Origin of the sequence: Indioceanicola profundi (genome assembly GCF_003568845.1) — a bacterium.
GTDB lineage: Bacteria > Pseudomonadota > Alphaproteobacteria > Azospirillales > Azospirillaceae > Indioceanicola > Indioceanicola profundi.
The window spans coordinates 1,562,052-1,575,080 of the sequence record NZ_CP030126.1; the positions used below are offsets into that span (position 1 = coordinate 1,562,052).

Annotated in this window: 19 protein-coding genes and 1 tRNA gene; 6 read left to right on the top strand and 14 right to left on the bottom strand. The window is 65.1% G+C overall.

The window, feature by feature from the left end; all coding sequences use genetic code 11:
* Positions 1 to 5: 5 nt before the first annotated feature.
* The 5 genes from DOL89_RS07435 to rplM all read right to left on the bottom strand — a co-directional run bounded on the left by DOL89_RS07435 (position 6) and on the right by rplM (position 3,246).
* Entirely contained in the window at positions 6 to 563 is a 558-nt protein-coding gene (locus tag DOL89_RS07435; protein WP_119678563.1) for a gamma carbonic anhydrase family protein, read from the bottom strand.
* Between the two features lie 56 nt (positions 564 to 619).
* Entirely contained in the window at positions 620 to 1,675 is a 1,056-nt protein-coding gene (gene argC / locus DOL89_RS07440) for an N-acetyl-gamma-glutamyl-phosphate reductase (protein WP_119678564.1), read from the bottom strand.
* Positions 1,676 to 1,744: 69 nt separating this feature from the next.
* Positions 1,745 to 2,206, bottom strand: a complete 462-nt coding sequence (locus tag DOL89_RS07445) for a GNAT family N-acetyltransferase (protein WP_119678565.1) — start codon at positions 2,204 to 2,206, stop codon at positions 1,745 to 1,747.
* Positions 2,207 to 2,299: 93 nt separating this feature from the next.
* Positions 2,300 to 2,779 carry a 30S ribosomal protein S9 gene (gene rpsI / locus DOL89_RS07450; RefSeq protein WP_119678566.1) on the bottom strand — a complete coding sequence of 160 codons (480 nt, stop codon included), beginning with the start codon at positions 2,777 to 2,779 and terminating at the stop codon, positions 2,300 to 2,302.
* Between the two features lie 2 nt (positions 2,780 to 2,781).
* Positions 2,782 to 3,246 (bottom strand): 50S ribosomal protein L13, encoded by a 465-nt coding sequence (rplM, locus tag DOL89_RS07455; RefSeq protein ID WP_119678567.1) that lies wholly within the window; start codon positions 3,244 to 3,246, stop codon positions 2,782 to 2,784.
* A gap of 343 nt (positions 3,247 to 3,589) precedes the next feature.
* Between rplM and DOL89_RS07460 the strand changes: the two genes are divergently transcribed.
* Positions 3,590 to 3,820, top strand: coding sequence for a glycine zipper domain-containing protein (locus tag DOL89_RS07460; protein WP_119678568.1), 231 nt, complete (start codon positions 3,590 to 3,592; stop codon positions 3,818 to 3,820).
* Between the two features lie 61 nt (positions 3,821 to 3,881).
* Here the strand turns inward: DOL89_RS07460 and DOL89_RS07465 are convergent, their stop codons facing one another.
* Entirely contained in the window at positions 3,882 to 4,331 is a 450-nt protein-coding gene (locus tag DOL89_RS07465) for a PaaI family thioesterase (protein WP_119678569.1), read from the bottom strand.
* A gap of 214 nt (positions 4,332 to 4,545) precedes the next feature.
* Here DOL89_RS07465 and DOL89_RS07470 point away from each other — a divergent pair, with 214 nt between their 5' ends.
* From DOL89_RS07470 to DOL89_RS07480, 4 genes are read left to right on the top strand one after another with little or no spacing between them, the layout of a single operon-like run.
* Complete coding sequence (locus DOL89_RS07470; protein ID WP_162937586.1) at positions 4,546 to 5,328, top strand: enoyl-CoA hydratase; 783 nt, start codon at positions 4,546 to 4,548, stop codon at positions 5,326 to 5,328.
* A gap of 6 nt (positions 5,329 to 5,334) precedes the next feature.
* On the top strand, positions 5,335 to 5,463 hold the full coding sequence (locus DOL89_RS25935; RefSeq protein ID WP_318658531.1) for a hypothetical protein: 129 nt from the start codon (positions 5,335 to 5,337) through the stop codon (positions 5,461 to 5,463).
* Positions 5,464 to 5,484: 21 nt separating this feature from the next.
* Positions 5,485 to 5,844, top strand: a complete 360-nt coding sequence (locus tag DOL89_RS07475; RefSeq protein WP_318658532.1) for a CoA-binding protein — start codon at positions 5,485 to 5,487, stop codon at positions 5,842 to 5,844.
* A 26-nt stretch (positions 5,845 to 5,870) separates the two neighbouring features.
* Entirely contained in the window at positions 5,871 to 7,163 is a 1,293-nt protein-coding gene (locus tag DOL89_RS07480; protein WP_119678570.1) for an O-acetylhomoserine aminocarboxypropyltransferase, read from the top strand.
* A gap of 57 nt (positions 7,164 to 7,220) precedes the next feature.
* On the opposite strand, the gene DOL89_RS07485 is transcribed toward DOL89_RS07480, so the two are convergent.
* The 3 genes from DOL89_RS07485 to cutA form a co-directional block, all read right to left on the bottom strand.
* Positions 7,221 to 7,700, bottom strand: coding sequence for a response regulator (locus tag DOL89_RS07485; RefSeq protein WP_119678571.1), 480 nt, complete (start codon positions 7,698 to 7,700; stop codon positions 7,221 to 7,223).
* A 117-nt stretch (positions 7,701 to 7,817) separates the two neighbouring features.
* The gene (locus DOL89_RS07490; protein WP_119678572.1) at positions 7,818 to 9,047 is read right to left on the bottom strand and encodes an MFS transporter; all 1,230 of its coding nucleotides are present in this window, start codon (positions 9,045 to 9,047) and stop codon (positions 7,818 to 7,820) included.
* On the bottom strand, positions 9,044 to 9,400 hold the full coding sequence (gene cutA, locus DOL89_RS07495; protein ID WP_119678573.1) for a divalent-cation tolerance protein CutA: 357 nt from the start codon (positions 9,398 to 9,400) through the stop codon (positions 9,044 to 9,046). The genes DOL89_RS07490 and cutA overlap by 4 nt, the downstream gene beginning before the upstream one ends.
* A gap of 200 nt (positions 9,401 to 9,600) precedes the next feature.
* Here cutA and DOL89_RS07500 point away from each other — a divergent pair.
* A tRNA-Pro gene (locus tag DOL89_RS07500) sits at positions 9,601 to 9,677 on the top strand.
* Between the two features lie 98 nt (positions 9,678 to 9,775).
* On the opposite strand, the gene DOL89_RS07505 is transcribed toward DOL89_RS07500, so the two are convergent.
* The 5 genes from DOL89_RS07505 to rpmF all read right to left on the bottom strand — a co-directional run bounded on the left by DOL89_RS07505 (position 9,776) and on the right by rpmF (position 12,999).
* Complete coding sequence (locus tag DOL89_RS07505) at positions 9,776 to 10,312, bottom strand: MerR family transcriptional regulator (RefSeq protein WP_119678574.1); 537 nt, start codon at positions 10,310 to 10,312, stop codon at positions 9,776 to 9,778.
* Between the two features lie 7 nt (positions 10,313 to 10,319).
* A complete protein-coding gene (locus tag DOL89_RS07510; RefSeq protein ID WP_119678575.1) occupies positions 10,320 to 10,640 on the bottom strand; it encodes an integration host factor subunit alpha in 321 nt (106 codons plus the stop codon).
* A 117-nt stretch (positions 10,641 to 10,757) separates the two neighbouring features.
* A complete protein-coding gene (locus DOL89_RS07515; RefSeq protein ID WP_205574655.1) occupies positions 10,758 to 11,732 on the bottom strand; it encodes a beta-ketoacyl-ACP synthase III in 975 nt (324 codons plus the stop codon).
* Positions 11,732 to 12,787 carry a phosphate acyltransferase PlsX gene (gene plsX, locus DOL89_RS07520; RefSeq protein WP_119678577.1) on the bottom strand — a complete coding sequence of 352 codons (1,056 nt, stop codon included), beginning with the start codon at positions 12,785 to 12,787 and terminating at the stop codon, positions 11,732 to 11,734. Before plsX ends, DOL89_RS07515 begins: the two co-directional genes overlap by 1 nt.
* 29 nt (positions 12,788 to 12,816) lie before the next feature.
* Positions 12,817 to 12,999, bottom strand: a complete 183-nt coding sequence (gene rpmF, locus DOL89_RS07525; protein ID WP_119678578.1) for a 50S ribosomal protein L32 — start codon at positions 12,997 to 12,999, stop codon at positions 12,817 to 12,819.
* Positions 13,000 to 13,029 lie beyond the last annotated feature (30 nt).

Genomic DNA, 13,029 nt, shown 5'->3' on the forward strand with positions numbered 1-13,029 from the left:
CCCGCCTACTCCGCTGCGTCGGGCAGTTTCCCGCCTGACTCGGACATGTATTGCTGCGCCAGCTTCATGTAGTGCGGGATCGTATGCTGATGGACTGCGCGGTCCTGGTCCCGGATTTCCCGGAGGAACCGGGCCGGATTGCCGGCCCAGACCTCGCCCGCCTTGACGACCTTGCCCGGGGGCACCAGCGCGCCTGCGGCCACCATGCCGCCGGTTTCCACCACCGCCTTGTCCATGACGCAGGCCTTCATGCCGATGAACGCCCCGTCCTCCACCGTGCATCCATGCAGCAGCGCCAGATGCCCCACCGTGACATCATCGCCGATGATGGTCTCGGTATAGCCGCCGGTGCAGTGGATGACGGTGCCGTCCTGGATGTTGGTGCGCTTGCCGATCCGGATCGCCCCCACATCGGCCCGGATGGTGACGCCGAACCAGATATTCGCATCCTCCCCGATCTCCAGATCGCCGATCAGGACGGCGTTCGACAGGAAGGCCGTGGGATGGATGCGCGGCGTGATGCCCTTGAAGGGCAGGATGAGCGGCTGGAGCGTGGCGGTCATCGAAACCTCCCGATATGGATTTGGACGATTTCCGCCAGCCTAGCCCCAACGCTTCCTTACGGGAACACCGGCACGATATCCAGCCCGACCGTCTCGTTGACGCCGGACATGATGTTGAAGTTCTGGACCGCTTGGCCGGAAGCCCCCTTCATCAGATTGTCGATCACCGAGATCACGATGGCGCGGCCCGGAAGCCGGTCGGCAAAGACGTTCATCAGGCAGTAGTTGCTGCCGCGCACATGGCGGGTCTGGGGACCGATGCCCTCCGGCAGTAGCTTCACGAAGCTCTCATTTGCATACTGCTCGGCCATGGCCGCCCGCAAATCGGCAACCGACACGCCGGGCTTCAGCCGGACATAGCTGGTCGCCAGGATGCCCCGACTCATCGGCATGAGATGGGGCGTGAAGTTCACCAGCACCTCCCGCCCGGCTGCAAGGCTCAACCCCTGCTCAATCTCCGGCGCGTGGCGATGGCCGGCGATGCCGTAGGCATGGATACCCTCCGCCACCTCGCCGAACAGGCTGGCCTGCTTGGCATCTCGGCCGGCCCCGGACACGCCGGACTTGGCGTCGATGATGATGTCGTCGGCCTCGATCAGCTCCCGCAGCAGAAGCGGGATCAGTGGAAGCTGGGCCGAGGTCGGGTAGCAGCCCGGATTCGCCACCAGCCGCGCATTCTGCACCCCCTGACGGTTGATCTCCGACAGGCCGTAGACGGCATTCCTCTGCAGGTCGGGCGCCTGGTGGGCATGCCCATACCACTTGGCATAGGTCTCGACATCGGCCAGCCGGAAGTCGGCGGAGAGGTCCACCACCTTGATTGTATGCGGCAGGCCGGCGATCACATTCTGGGTCGTGCCGTGCGGCAGGCCACAGAAGACGAAATCCACATCGCTCCAGTCCACATCCTCGATCTTCACCAGATCGGGCAGCCCGTAGGGCGCGAGGTGCGGAAACACCTCCGCCACCGGCTTGCCGGCCTGCCGCTCACCAGTCAGATAGCGGATGCGGGCGTTGGGATGGCGCACCAGCAATCGCATCAGCTCCGCCCCCGTATAGCCGGAGGCGCCAAGAATGGCGATGCGGGCGGGGGTGAAGTCGGGCTGGATCATCTGGGCTCCTTCTCTAGGCCCCCGGTCTGGCGGGGCCATTCATTGCTGCATCGATAACGGCAACAATCCTCAGAGATAAAGCTTCATCCCTTCGTGCGAAGCCTCGAATCCGAGGCGCTGGTAGAACCGGTGCGCATCCGTCCGCCGCTTGTCGCTGGTTAGCTGGATCACCCCGCAGCCGCGGGCCCGCGCCATGTCCACACAGGCGTCCATGAGCACGCGGCCCAGCCCCTGCCCACGATATGCCGCGGCTATGCGCACCGCCTCCACCGTGCAGCGCCGCATGCCCATGCGGGCAAGATGGCGCGCATAGGTCAGCGTGGCGGTGCCGATCACGAGCCCCTCCACGTCAAGGACCAGCATTTCCGCATTCGGGTCCAGGGCCATCTCGTCCCACGCCTCGAGATAGGCGGCGAGGTCGGCCGCCGACTCGCGGTCCTTCCCAAGACTGTCGTCGGCCAGCAACGCCACCAGGGCGGGCACATCCTGCCGCCGTGCCACGCGCACCACCACTTCGTCCGTCAGTGCCATCCCGTGTCACCCCGTGTCAGATGCAAAGAAAAAGGGGCGCCCCGATGTGGGACGCCCCTGATCCGATATCCGGCATGTACCGGATATCCGCGCTTAGCGCTTGGAGAACTGGAAGCTGCGGCGGGCCTTGGCGCGGCCGTACTTCTTACGCTCGACCGTACGCGGGTCGCGGGTCAGCAGGCCGGCCGCCTTCAGGGCGGGGCGCAGGCCCGGCTCGAAGTAGGTCAGGGCCTTGGAGATGCCGTGGCGCAGCGCACCGGCCTGACCGGACAGGCCACCGCCGGAGACGGTGCAGTTCACGTCGAACTGCTGCACCCGGTCGGTGATCTGGAACGGCTGGTTGATCATCATGCGCAGCACGGGGCGGGCGAAATAGGTCGCCAGCTCGCGGCCATTGACGGTCACGGTGCCCTTGCCCGGCTTGATCCACACGCGGGCGACGGCGTCCTTGCGCTTGCCGGTGGCATAGGCGCGGCCGAACTGGTCCAGCTTCGGCTCGGCGGTCACGGCAGCCTGGGCCGTAACGTCGGCACCCGGCTTCAGATCGGCGAGGCTGTTCAGGGTCTGGGCCATAATTACGCGCTCCGCTTATTCTTCGGGTTCATACCCGCAATATCGACGACCTCCGGGTTCTGAGCCTCATGCGGGTGCGCGGCACCGGCATAGACGCGGAGGTTCGACATCTGGCGGCGGCCCAGGGGTCCGCGCGGCACCATGCGCTCGACCGCCTTGAGGATCACGCGCTCGGGATACTTGCTGTCCAGGATCTGGCCCTTGGAACGCTGCTTGATCCCGCCGGGATACCCGGTGTGCCAGTAGAAGATGCTGTCCTGGCGCTTGTTGCCGGTCAGCTTCACCTTCTCCGCATTGATGACGATGACGTTGTCACCGCAATCCATGTGGGGGGTGTAGGTCGGGAGGTGCTTGCCACGCAGGCGCATAGCGATCTGGCTGGCCAAGCGGCCCAGAACCAGACCCTCGGCATCGATCAGAATCCACTTCTTTTCGATGTCGGAAGGCTTGAGGCTGTAAGTAGTCATCGGAGCACTCGCAAACGATGGTCCAGGCACCGAGCCTGGAGGCTGGCGCCGAAGCGGTGGGTTAAGTAGGCCGGTCTGAGCGCCCAGTCAAGCGCAAAAAGCGCTGTGTCTACAGCATCCTGGAAGACGGTATTATCATACCATGCGCTGAAGCCTATTGATTTATTTGGATAATTTGCTGCCCTGGCGATGAACTGCAGCGGGTGAGCGCCGAAACAGCAGTTCTGGATGGCTTATCCTGGCGCGCCTCGAGTCATTTTTGGGCGTCTGCCCCTCCTCCAGGAACCTGCCGCACCCCGCACGGTTGGGGTGGAAAGTCGTCAACCATGAAGGGAGGGCGAAGATGCGCCGTCCGATTATGATGATTGTGACGCTTGGGACCTTGGCGCTGGGCTTGTCGGCCTGCGGCAACACGATGGAGGAACGCGCCGCCACAGGCGCGCTCGCCGGCGGGGCCGTGGGCGTCGCGACCGGCGGCGGGCTGACCGGTACCGCCATCGGTGCCGCGGGCGGCGCTGCCGCAGGCGCCGTGGTGGATGAGCTTGAGGACCGCGACGGCGATCTGTTCGACTGACCGACGCCGCGGTTCCAAGCCGGTTATGGGCGTGGCTGGAAACGGCCACGCCCTTTCCATGTCAGCCGCCGGCGGCTCCGCTGGGGATCGCGTATGAACCCGTCGCATGGGCGACAGGCTCCTCCTCCCCCTCCGAAAAGAGGCTGATCTCGCCATAGGCGAGACGGCGGCCCATCCGGATCACCCGGCCCTCCGCCACCAGCGGCTTCACACCCGGCTTGCGCAGGAAGGTGATGGTCATGGTGCTGGTCACCGCCAGCGCGACCGGCCCGATCCGGCTCAGCACCGCGCCATAAAGCGCAAGGTCGGCCATGCTGAACATGGTCGGGCCGGAGATGGTGCCGCCGGCCCGCAGATCGTCGGCGCCGACCGGCAGGCGGATACGGCAGGTCCCGAAGCCCATCTCCTCCACCGTCAGTCCGGCTTTCCCCACCTGGGGCATATGCTCCGCCAGCAGTTCGGTGAAGGCATGTGCGCTGAGCGCAGGCTGCCTTGCATCCTCCAGAAGCATTCCGTTCCCTCCCATTCTTGTTCCGATCCCGCTATAGCGCGACGGCCTCGGTCTTCGCCACAGACGGAATGGGTGCTGTGGCAGAGGTGCGGTCGGGTTACCACCCGTCCCACAGGCGGCGCGCGCGCCCCGGCATTGGCGGTTGCACCGGCCGTTGATACCATCCGGCAGCCGGACCCTAGATGCAGAGGTGCAGACCATGATCGCTTCCGCAATGGCCGAAACGGCCCCGCTTGTCCTGCGGCAGGACCGGGACGGCGTGTCGATGCTGACGCTCAATCGACCGCAGGCGCGCAACGCGCTGTCGCGGGAGGTGATGTCCGCCTTGCAGACCGCCCTGGACGAGGTGGCTGTCGATCCAGTCATCAAGGTCGTGGTGCTGGCCGCAGCCGGCCCGGTGTTCTGCGCCGGGCACGATCTGAAGCAGATGCGCGCCACGGAGGGACATGCCGGCCATCTGGAGACGTTCCGGCAGTGCGCGAAGCTGATGACGAGCCTGGTCCATCTCCGCCAGCCGGTAATCGCCAAGGTCCAGGGGACGGCCACGGCGGCCGGATGCCAGCTTGTCGCCTCCTGCGATCTGGCCATCGCGGTGGACACGGCGAAGTTCGCCACGCCCGGCGTGAATATCGGCCTGTTCTGCTCCACCCCCATGGTGGCGTTGAGCCGGAACGTGCCGGCCAAGGCCGCCATGGAGATGCTCCTGACCGGAGAGCCCGTCGATGCCGCGGAGGCGGTGCGCCTTGGCCTGATCAACCGAGCCGTTCCGGCAGCGGAACTCGACTCCGCCGTTGATCAGCTCGCCACGAAGATCGCCGCTAAATCCGGGCGCGTCCTGAAGCTGGGCAAGGAAGCCTTCCACCGGCAGCGGGAAATGGGCCTGGAGGATGCCTATGCCTATACGGCCGAGGTGATGGCGCTGAACATGGGGTTGGAGGATGCCGGAGAGGGCATTGACGCTTTCCTGGGCAAGCGGTCCCCGGTCTGGATGGCGTGACCCCTCATGCCAGTCGACCATGACCGGCCCTATCCGGACAGTCTGCTGCGCGGCATTCTGGACCGGGTAAGGACCATTGCCCTGGTGGGGGCCAGCGACAATCCGGTGCGCGCCGCCTACTTCGTGATGAAATAAATGACGGACAAGGGCTACAGCATGCTGCCCGTCAATCCAGGGCTGGCCGGGCGGCAAATCCTGGGCTGGACCGTGTATTCAAGTTTGAAGGAACTGCCCGAACGGCCTGACATGGTGGATATTTTCCGCAATCCGGAGGCGGCGGGCCAAGTTGCGGTGGAGGCGGCGGAAATGGGCGTGCCGGTAGTCTGGATGCAGGTCGGCGTCCGCAACGATGCCGCCGCAGCCAGGGCAGAGGAACTCGGTTCCACCGTCATCATGAACCGCTGCCCCAAGATCGAATATGCCCGCCTGTTCGGCGAGATCGGCCGCCAGGGCATCAATTCCAACATAATCACCACGCGCAAGCGACCGGTGAAACAAGTCAAGAAACTGATCTAAGCCCCTGAAGGGCAGGAGGAAATACCATGTCGGACACGAACCGCAGCTATGGGTTCGAAACCCGCGCCATCCATGCCGGAGCCGCACCGGACCCGGCCACGGGCGCCCGCGCCACCCCCATCTACCAGACCACCAGCTACGTCTTCGAGGACGTGGAAGAGGCTGCGGCGCTGTTCAATCTTCAGAAGGTCGGCTTCATCTACTCCCGCCTGACCAACCCTACGGTCAGCGTGTTGGAGGAGCGGCTGGCCAATCTGGAGGGCGGCATCGGGGCGACCTGCACCGCGTCGGGCCATGCGGCCCAGATGCTGGCGCTCTTCCCGCTTATGAGCCCAGGGGACGAATTCATTGCTGCCAGAAAGCTTTATGGCGGTTCGTTGAACCAGTTCTCCAACAGCTTCCCGCGCGCTTTCGGCTGGAACTGCACCTTCGTGGACGGCGACGATCCGGAAAACTTCCGCAAGGCGCTGACCCCGAAGACAAAGGCGATCTTCGTGGAGAGTCTCGCCAATCCCGGCGGCGTCATCTCCGACCTGGAGGCCATTGCGAAGGTGGCTGACGAGGCCGGCATTCCGCTGATCGTCGACAACACGATGGCGACGCCCTATCTCTGCCGTCCCATCGAGTACGGGGCCACACTGGTGGTCCATTCCACCACCAAGTTCCTGGCCGGCCACGGCAACTCCGTCGGCGGCGTGGTGGTGGACAGCGGCAGGTTCGACTGGCGGAAGGGCGGCAAGTTCCCGGCACTGACGGAGCCGGAGCCCGGTTATCACGGGCTGAACTTTGCCGAGACCTTCGGGAACCTGGCCTTCACCATCCACGGCCACGCCATCGGCCTGCGCGACCTCGGGCCCAGTCAGGCCCCGATGAACGCCTTTCTGACCCTGACCGGGATCGAAACCCTGGTGCTGCGGATGGAGCGGCACTGCCAGAATGCCCAGAAGGTGGCTGAGTTCCTGAAGGGCCACCGGGCGGTGGAATGGGTGAACTATGCCGGCCTGCCGGATAGCCCCTATCACGCGTTGGCGAAGAAATACCTGCCGAAGGGAGCCGGCGCTGTCTTCACCTTCGGTCTCAAGGGCGGGTACGAGGCAGGCGTCAAACTAGTGGAAACGGTAGAGCTGTTCAGCCACCTCGCCAATATCGGCGACACCCGCTCCCTCATCATCCACCCGGCGAGCACGACTCACCGGCAACTGACGCCGGAGGGACTTGCCGCGGCAGGAGCCACGCCGGACGTGGTGCGCCTGTCCGTCGGGCTGGAGAGCGCGGACGACATCATCGCCGACCTGGACCGGGCGTTGAACGCTCTCTGAACCTCTCGATGAGCCGATATGGAAAGGGACCCGACCGGGTCCCTATTCCTTGCTTCCTCAATATTCCGCCGCGGTCTGCGCCGGTCCGGAGACCGCCTGAAGCGCCTGCTGAACGCATTTTTCGACCTGGCGTGCGGTGTAGGGCTTCGGGATGAAGCCGATGGTGCCGCTTGCCTTGGCCTTCGCCACCGTGCCGGGATCGTTGAAGGCGGTCATCAGCAGTGACGGGATGCCATAGGTGCTGCGGATATGGTGGGCCGCGGCAAGGCCGTCCAACTGCCCCGCAAGCCGGACATCCATCAGGACCAGATCCGGGTTGTGGCGGGCGGCTGCGGCGATCGCCCCTTCCCCCGTCGCTTCGACCGAGCAGACCTGATAGCCGAGTTCGGCAAGCAGCGTCTCCAGATGGAGCGCCGTGATCGCCTCATCCTCGACCACGATGAGCCGCCGGGCCGCACCGTCCCTTTGCCCGGCGCCAATGGCACCGTGGTGACGGGTAAACATGTTGGACGCGGCCGTTCCAGCTCCGTCGCGCATGGGATCCTCATTCAAGAGCCTGCACCAGCGGGTCGCGGGACCGTCTGCGGCCCGGAAACCTGTCCGGTTACAAACTCGTGAACGTCACTCTTCAAGCGAAGGTTCCAGCCGCCCGGATCAGTCCGCCCCCGCCCCCGTGGCGGCCGGCTGTATAGCGGAAGCCTGGACCGCCGTACCTTCCCGCGGCAGCAGCAGCGCCGCCGCCCATGCGGTCAGCGCCAGAATTCCCAGCGTAACGAACAACAGGCTTACATCCGCGGAAAGACCATAGGTAAAGGCGACTAGCTGGACCGCCACCGGCGCGGCTCCGAAGCTGAGGACGAACTTCGCCCCGTAGGCCAATCCGCGATACCGCTCCGGCGTGTAGCGTGCCAGCAGCAGGTTCTCCGCCGGGATCTGGAGACCGTTGGTGAAAACCATCGCCGTGGCCAGCAACAGCACGACCGGCCCGCCGAGCTGCGCGGCCAGCAGCAGCACGGGCGCCTGGATCAGCAGACAGACCACATAGACCCGTCGGATGGACAGCTTGTCGGAAAGCCAGCCGCCAGCGAACTGTGCGCTGCTGGCCAGCAGATAGACCAGCGTGACCAGCATGCCGATGCCGGCCGTGGTCTCCACCATTCCGGACAGGTCCACCTCGAACCATTTCGGAAGCACAGTCTGGGTGGCGTTGAAGATCAACCCGGCACAGATCATCGTGACGGACAGCACCAGGAAGGCCCGGACCGCATCGCCTCGCGACGGCGGAGCCTGCGGCTTCACATCGCCCTTCCGGTCGAACACCACGCCGGCGGCGATCAGGCCGGCCAGGATCAGCCCGATCGCGATAGAGGCCGCACCCGGCGCCAGGAACGCGAGGTGCCAGCCGCCCCAGGTCGAAAGCGTGCCGGCGATCAGCGCGGCGAGGGCGATGCCGACGCTGCCGAAGATGCCTAGAATGCCGAGCGCCCGGCCCCTCGCCCGCGCGTTCTTGATCACCCATGACATCCCGACCGGATGGTAGATCGAAGCGCCGAGGCCGAGCACGGCCAGCGCCGCCGCAAGCTGGGTCGGCGTATCCGCCAGCCCGGCCAGCATCGACCCGGCGCCGGTCAGCAGGAACATCAGGACCATCATGCGCGACTCGGACCAGCGGTCGCCCAGCCATCCGGCCAAAGGCGCGCCCAGGCCGATCATCAGCGAACCTATGGTCCAGAGCCGGATCAGATCGTCATAGGACATCCCGGCCCACCCATCCTCCAGCACCAGGACGACGGTGAGGTACAGAGCAGCCAGAATATGCATGGTGGCATGGCCGAGGCAGGAGAATGCCACGGACAGCATGCCGGAGCGGTCTTCGCGGGTCATGCCGGGTCTCCTCCCGTAACCGCTGCCGGCGCACTCTCCCGGACCAGCCAGTCCAGATAGGGCGCATCGCCCCGGCCAAGCGGCAGTTCCACGATACAGGGCGTCTCGTAGCTGTGCAGGTCGCGGACACGGGCAGCCAGGACGTCGAAGCGGTCGGTGCGGGTCTTGGCGATCATGACGCTTTCCCGCCCATCCTCGACCTGTCCCTGCCAACGATAGATGGAGATCATCTCCGGCAGGATGTTGACGCAGGCCGCAAGCCCCTCATCGACCAGAACCCGTCCAATGCGCTGCGCCTCTTCCGGCGAGCCCGCGGTCATGTAGACGAAGATCACGCTGCTGTCGGTCGGCATCGCGGAGACCCGGAGGCGGGGAAAGCAGAACCTTATCGCATCGTAACGCCGCCGTCATTCAGCCGGCACGCAAGCGCCGCAAGCGCTGTTGGAAGAATTTGCGAAATCCTGTTTTTGGGGCGTTGCATTTGGAAACCGGGCTGGCTATTGTCCGCGCCCGGACCGCAGCAGGGCCCCCAGCCCCGCGGTCCAGGAGAGGTCGGAGCGTGGCGCAGCCTGGTAGCGCACTTGACTGGGGGTCAAGGGGTCGCAGGTTCGAATCCTGTCGCTCCGACCATTCCTCTCCAAAGCTTCCATAGATAAGCGCATAGGGCCTTCCGGCCCGCTGGTGCGGTGTGAGCAGCCCTTGGCTGCAATTGCTGTCCGCCCGTCCGATCAGCTACGCAGCAACCGCGAAATCGCCTGGAGTTCCGCCAGAATCCCTTCCAGTTCGCGGCGTTTGTCAGCGGGTAGAGCACTGCCGGACCCCGCTTCGGGAATTTCTGCTGCGGGATCGGACGAAAGTGGCGCAGCATCAGCGCCGGTGATGTCGGACAGTGCAGACGAAGCATCGGCGGCTTCCTGAGCGGTCAGCTCGGCATGCTCCGACTCGTCTTCATCAGGGCTGGCATCATTCGCGGAAAGCGCCGATGCGCCGCGACTCTCCTTCAGGAGACGCTGCACGCCCTTGATCGTGTAGCCTTCCTTGTAGAGAAGCACCTGGATGCGGCGCAGCAGCTCGACATCGTCCGGGCGGTAGTAGCGCCGGCCGCCGCCGCGCTTCAGCGGCTTGATTTGCGGAAACTTGCTTTCCCAGAAGCGGAGCACATGCTGCGGCACGTCCAGGTCGGCCGATACTTCGCTGATGGTGCGAAAAGCGGTGGCGGATTTTCCGCTTCTAGACCGCGTTTCTGTATCCGCAGCATCAGCCATACCCGGCTCAGCCCGTCAGAGCGGCGTCGGCACCGGCCAGCCGCTGGTTGATACGGTCCTTCAGCACATGGGAGGCGCGGAAGACCAGCACCCGGCGGGGCAGGATCGGCACCTCCTCCCCCGTCTTGGGATTGCGGCCCACGCGCTGTCCCTTGGAGCGAACGGCAAAGCTGCCGAAGGAGGAAATCTTGACCATGTCGCCGCGCGCCAGCGCCTCGACGATCTCATCCAGAACGCTCTCGACCAGATCTGCCGACTCGTTTCGCGATAGGCCCACCTCCTGGTAGACCGCTTCGCTAAGCTGTGCGCGTGTAACGGTATTGCTCATGGCGCATTCCCCCCGGATAGCTCCCAGGGGAAAACCGTACTTTGACGGGATAAGCCCGTCAATCCAAAGAGTTGCGGGTGATTCTTGATGCAGGTGCGAAATAAGGTGCAGCACCCGTCACCAACGGACGAGTGCGGCCCCCCAGGTGAAGCCGCCGCCCATGGCTTCCATCAGCACCAGATTGCCGCGCTGGATGCGCCCATCATGCACCGCCTCGCACAGCGCCAGAGGAATTGAGGCGGCCGAGGTGTTGCCATGATGGTCCACGGTCAGCACTACGCGCGAGGGGTCAAGCTTCAGCTTGCGGCCGGTGCTGTCGATGATGCGCTTGTTGGCTTGGTGCGGAACCAGCCAGTCGATGGCGGCGGAGGTGAGTCCGTTGGCCTCCAGAGCTTCTTCAACCACGCTCGCCAGATTGACGACAGCGTGCTTGAAGACCTCCTGCCCCCGCATACGCAGATGGCCGACGGTCTGCGTGCTGGACGGCCCGCCATCGACATAGAGCATGTCATGGTGGCGGCCATCGGTGTGCAGGTGGGTGGAAAGGATTCCGCGCCGGTCCGTCCCGGCGATTCCCTCTTCAGCCCGCAGCACCACAGCGCCGGCGCCATCGCCGAACAGTACGCAGGTGGTGCGGTCGGTCCAGTCCAGGATGCGGGAGAAGGTCTCCGCCCCGATCACCAGGGCGGTCTTCACCTGCCCGGCCTTGATGAAGTTGTCGGCCGTCGCCAGGGCGAACACGAAGCCGGAGCAGACCGCCTGCACGTCGAAGGCGATGCCGCTGGTGATGCCCAGCTTGGCCTGAACCTTGGAAGCTGTGGCCGGAAAGGTGTTGTCGGGAGTGGCCGTGGCCACCACGATCAGGTCGACCTCCTGCGCCGAAACGCCGGCATGGGCCAGGGCGCGTTCGGCGGCCTTCACCGCCAGGTCGGAGGTGAACTCCCCCTCGGCAGCGATGTGGCGGGAACGGATGCCCGTCCGCTCGACGATCCACTCATCCGTGGTATCGACGATCTTCTCCAGGTCGTGGTTGGTCATGACGCGCTCGGGAACGTACGCGCCACACCCCAGAATAACGGATCTGCGGGTCATCACAGGGCTGCTGCAGTGGAGGAATCATTACCTGACAGGGACGCCTGGAGCTTGGCCAGCTCGTCCCGGATTTTCTCGTTGAACCCGTGGTTCACGAGATCCACCGCGACCGTCACGGCGTTGGCGAAGCCAATGGCGTCCGTGCCGCCGTGGCTTTTGACGCAGACGCCGCGCAGGCCCAGGAACATGGCCCCGTTATAGCGCCGCGGATCGGCCCGCATCTTCAGTTTCTGGAAGGCGCCGCGCGCCAACAGATATCCCAGCTTCGCCATCAGCGAAGAGGAGAAGGTCTGGCGCAGGAACTCGGCATAGAGCTTGGCAGTCCCCTCGGCTGTCTTCAGAGCGACGTTCCCGGTGAAGCCGTCGGTGACGACGACATCCACCGTGCCGGCGCCGATGTCGTTGCCTTCGATGAAGCCATGGAAGCTCTTGGCCAGCGGAGTCTGCCGGAGGGCGGCGGCGGCCTGCCGGATGGCCTCATGGCCCTTCTGCTCCTCCGACCCGACATTCAGCAGGCCGATGGTCGGCTCCAGCAGGCCCAGCACGGTGCGGGAGAAGACGGTGCCCATCACGGCGAACTGGACCAGATTGTCCGCGTCGCATTCCAGGTTCGCCCCAAGGTCCAGCATCACGCTCTCGCCGCGCTGGGTGGGGAAGAAGCTGGCGATGGCCGGCCGGTCGATGCCCGGCAGGGTCTTCAGCACGAACTTGGCCATGGCCATGAGCGCGCCGGTATTGCCGGCGGAAACCACGCAAGCGGCATCGCCTGCCGCCACCGCATCGATGGCCAGCCGCATGCTGGACTGCCGCCCCGTCCGCAGGGCTGCGGAGGGCTTCGCATCCATGCCGACGACGTCCGGAGCGTGCCGGACTTCGGAAATGGACTTCAGCGCCGGATACCTGTCGAGCAACGCACGGACGCGCTGCTCATCGCCGACGAAGAGATAGTCGACGTTGGGGCAGCGCTCGCGTGCGATATCGGCACCCGCCACGACCATGTCTGGCGCATGGTCGCCACCCATCGCATCCAGGGCGATGCGGAGACGCGTGCTCAACGGTGCCGTCCTTTCCGTCCGCCCTATGATCAGGCAGCGGTGCTCTGGACAACCTCACGGCCGTCATAGTGACCGCAGGAGCCGCAGACATGGTGCGGCTGCTTCAGCTCACCGCAGTTGTTGCACTCCGCATAGGAGGAGCCGGTCAGCGCGTGATGCGAACGGCGCATGTTGCGGCGCGACTTGGAGGTCTTCTTCTTGGGAACAGCCATCGTGGTAAACTCGCAATGTTTAAGGCGGCC

Bases quoted from the DNA above. Each gene is read 5' to 3' on its own strand.
- DOL89_RS07435 (WP_119678563.1), bottom strand. From the start codon at position 563: ATGACCGCCACGCTCCAGCCGCTCATCCTGCCCTTCAAGGGCATCACG.
- argC (WP_119678564.1), bottom strand. From the start codon at position 1,675: ATGATCCAGCCCGACTTCACCCCCGCCCGCATCGCCATTCTTGGCGCC.
- DOL89_RS07445 (WP_119678565.1), bottom strand. From the start codon at position 2,206: ATGGCACTGACGGACGAAGTGGTGGTGCGCGTGGCACGGCGGCAGGAT.
- rpsI (WP_119678566.1), bottom strand. From the start codon at position 2,779: ATGGCCCAGACCCTGAACAGCCTCGCCGATCTGAAGCCGGGTGCCGAC.
- rplM (WP_119678567.1), bottom strand. From the start codon at position 3,246: ATGACTACTTACAGCCTCAAGCCTTCCGACATCGAAAAGAAGTGGATT.
- DOL89_RS07460 (WP_119678568.1), top strand. From the start codon at position 3,590: ATGCGCCGTCCGATTATGATGATTGTGACGCTTGGGACCTTGGCGCTG.
- DOL89_RS07465 (WP_119678569.1), bottom strand. From the start codon at position 4,331: ATGCTTCTGGAGGATGCAAGGCAGCCTGCGCTCAGCGCACATGCCTTC.
- DOL89_RS07470 (WP_162937586.1), top strand. From the start codon at position 4,546: ATGGCCGAAACGGCCCCGCTTGTCCTGCGGCAGGACCGGGACGGCGTG.
- DOL89_RS25935 (WP_318658531.1), top strand. From the start codon at position 5,335: ATGCCAGTCGACCATGACCGGCCCTATCCGGACAGTCTGCTGCGCGGC.
- DOL89_RS07475 (WP_318658532.1), top strand. From the start codon at position 5,485: ATGCTGCCCGTCAATCCAGGGCTGGCCGGGCGGCAAATCCTGGGCTGG.
- DOL89_RS07480 (WP_119678570.1), top strand. From the start codon at position 5,871: ATGTCGGACACGAACCGCAGCTATGGGTTCGAAACCCGCGCCATCCAT.
- DOL89_RS07485 (WP_119678571.1), bottom strand. From the start codon at position 7,700: ATGCGCGACGGAGCTGGAACGGCCGCGTCCAACATGTTTACCCGTCAC.
- DOL89_RS07490 (WP_119678572.1), bottom strand. From the start codon at position 9,047: ATGACCCGCGAAGACCGCTCCGGCATGCTGTCCGTGGCATTCTCCTGC.
- cutA (WP_119678573.1), bottom strand. From the start codon at position 9,400: ATGCCGACCGACAGCAGCGTGATCTTCGTCTACATGACCGCGGGCTCG.
- DOL89_RS07505 (WP_119678574.1), bottom strand. From the start codon at position 10,312: ATGGCTGATGCTGCGGATACAGAAACGCGGTCTAGAAGCGGAAAATCC.
- DOL89_RS07510 (WP_119678575.1), bottom strand. From the start codon at position 10,640: ATGAGCAATACCGTTACACGCGCACAGCTTAGCGAAGCGGTCTACCAG.
- DOL89_RS07515 (WP_205574655.1), bottom strand. From the start codon at position 11,732: ATGACCCGCAGATCCGTTATTCTGGGGTGTGGCGCGTACGTTCCCGAG.
- rpmF (WP_119678578.1), bottom strand. From the start codon at position 12,999: ATGGCTGTTCCCAAGAAGAAGACCTCCAAGTCGCGCCGCAACATGCGC.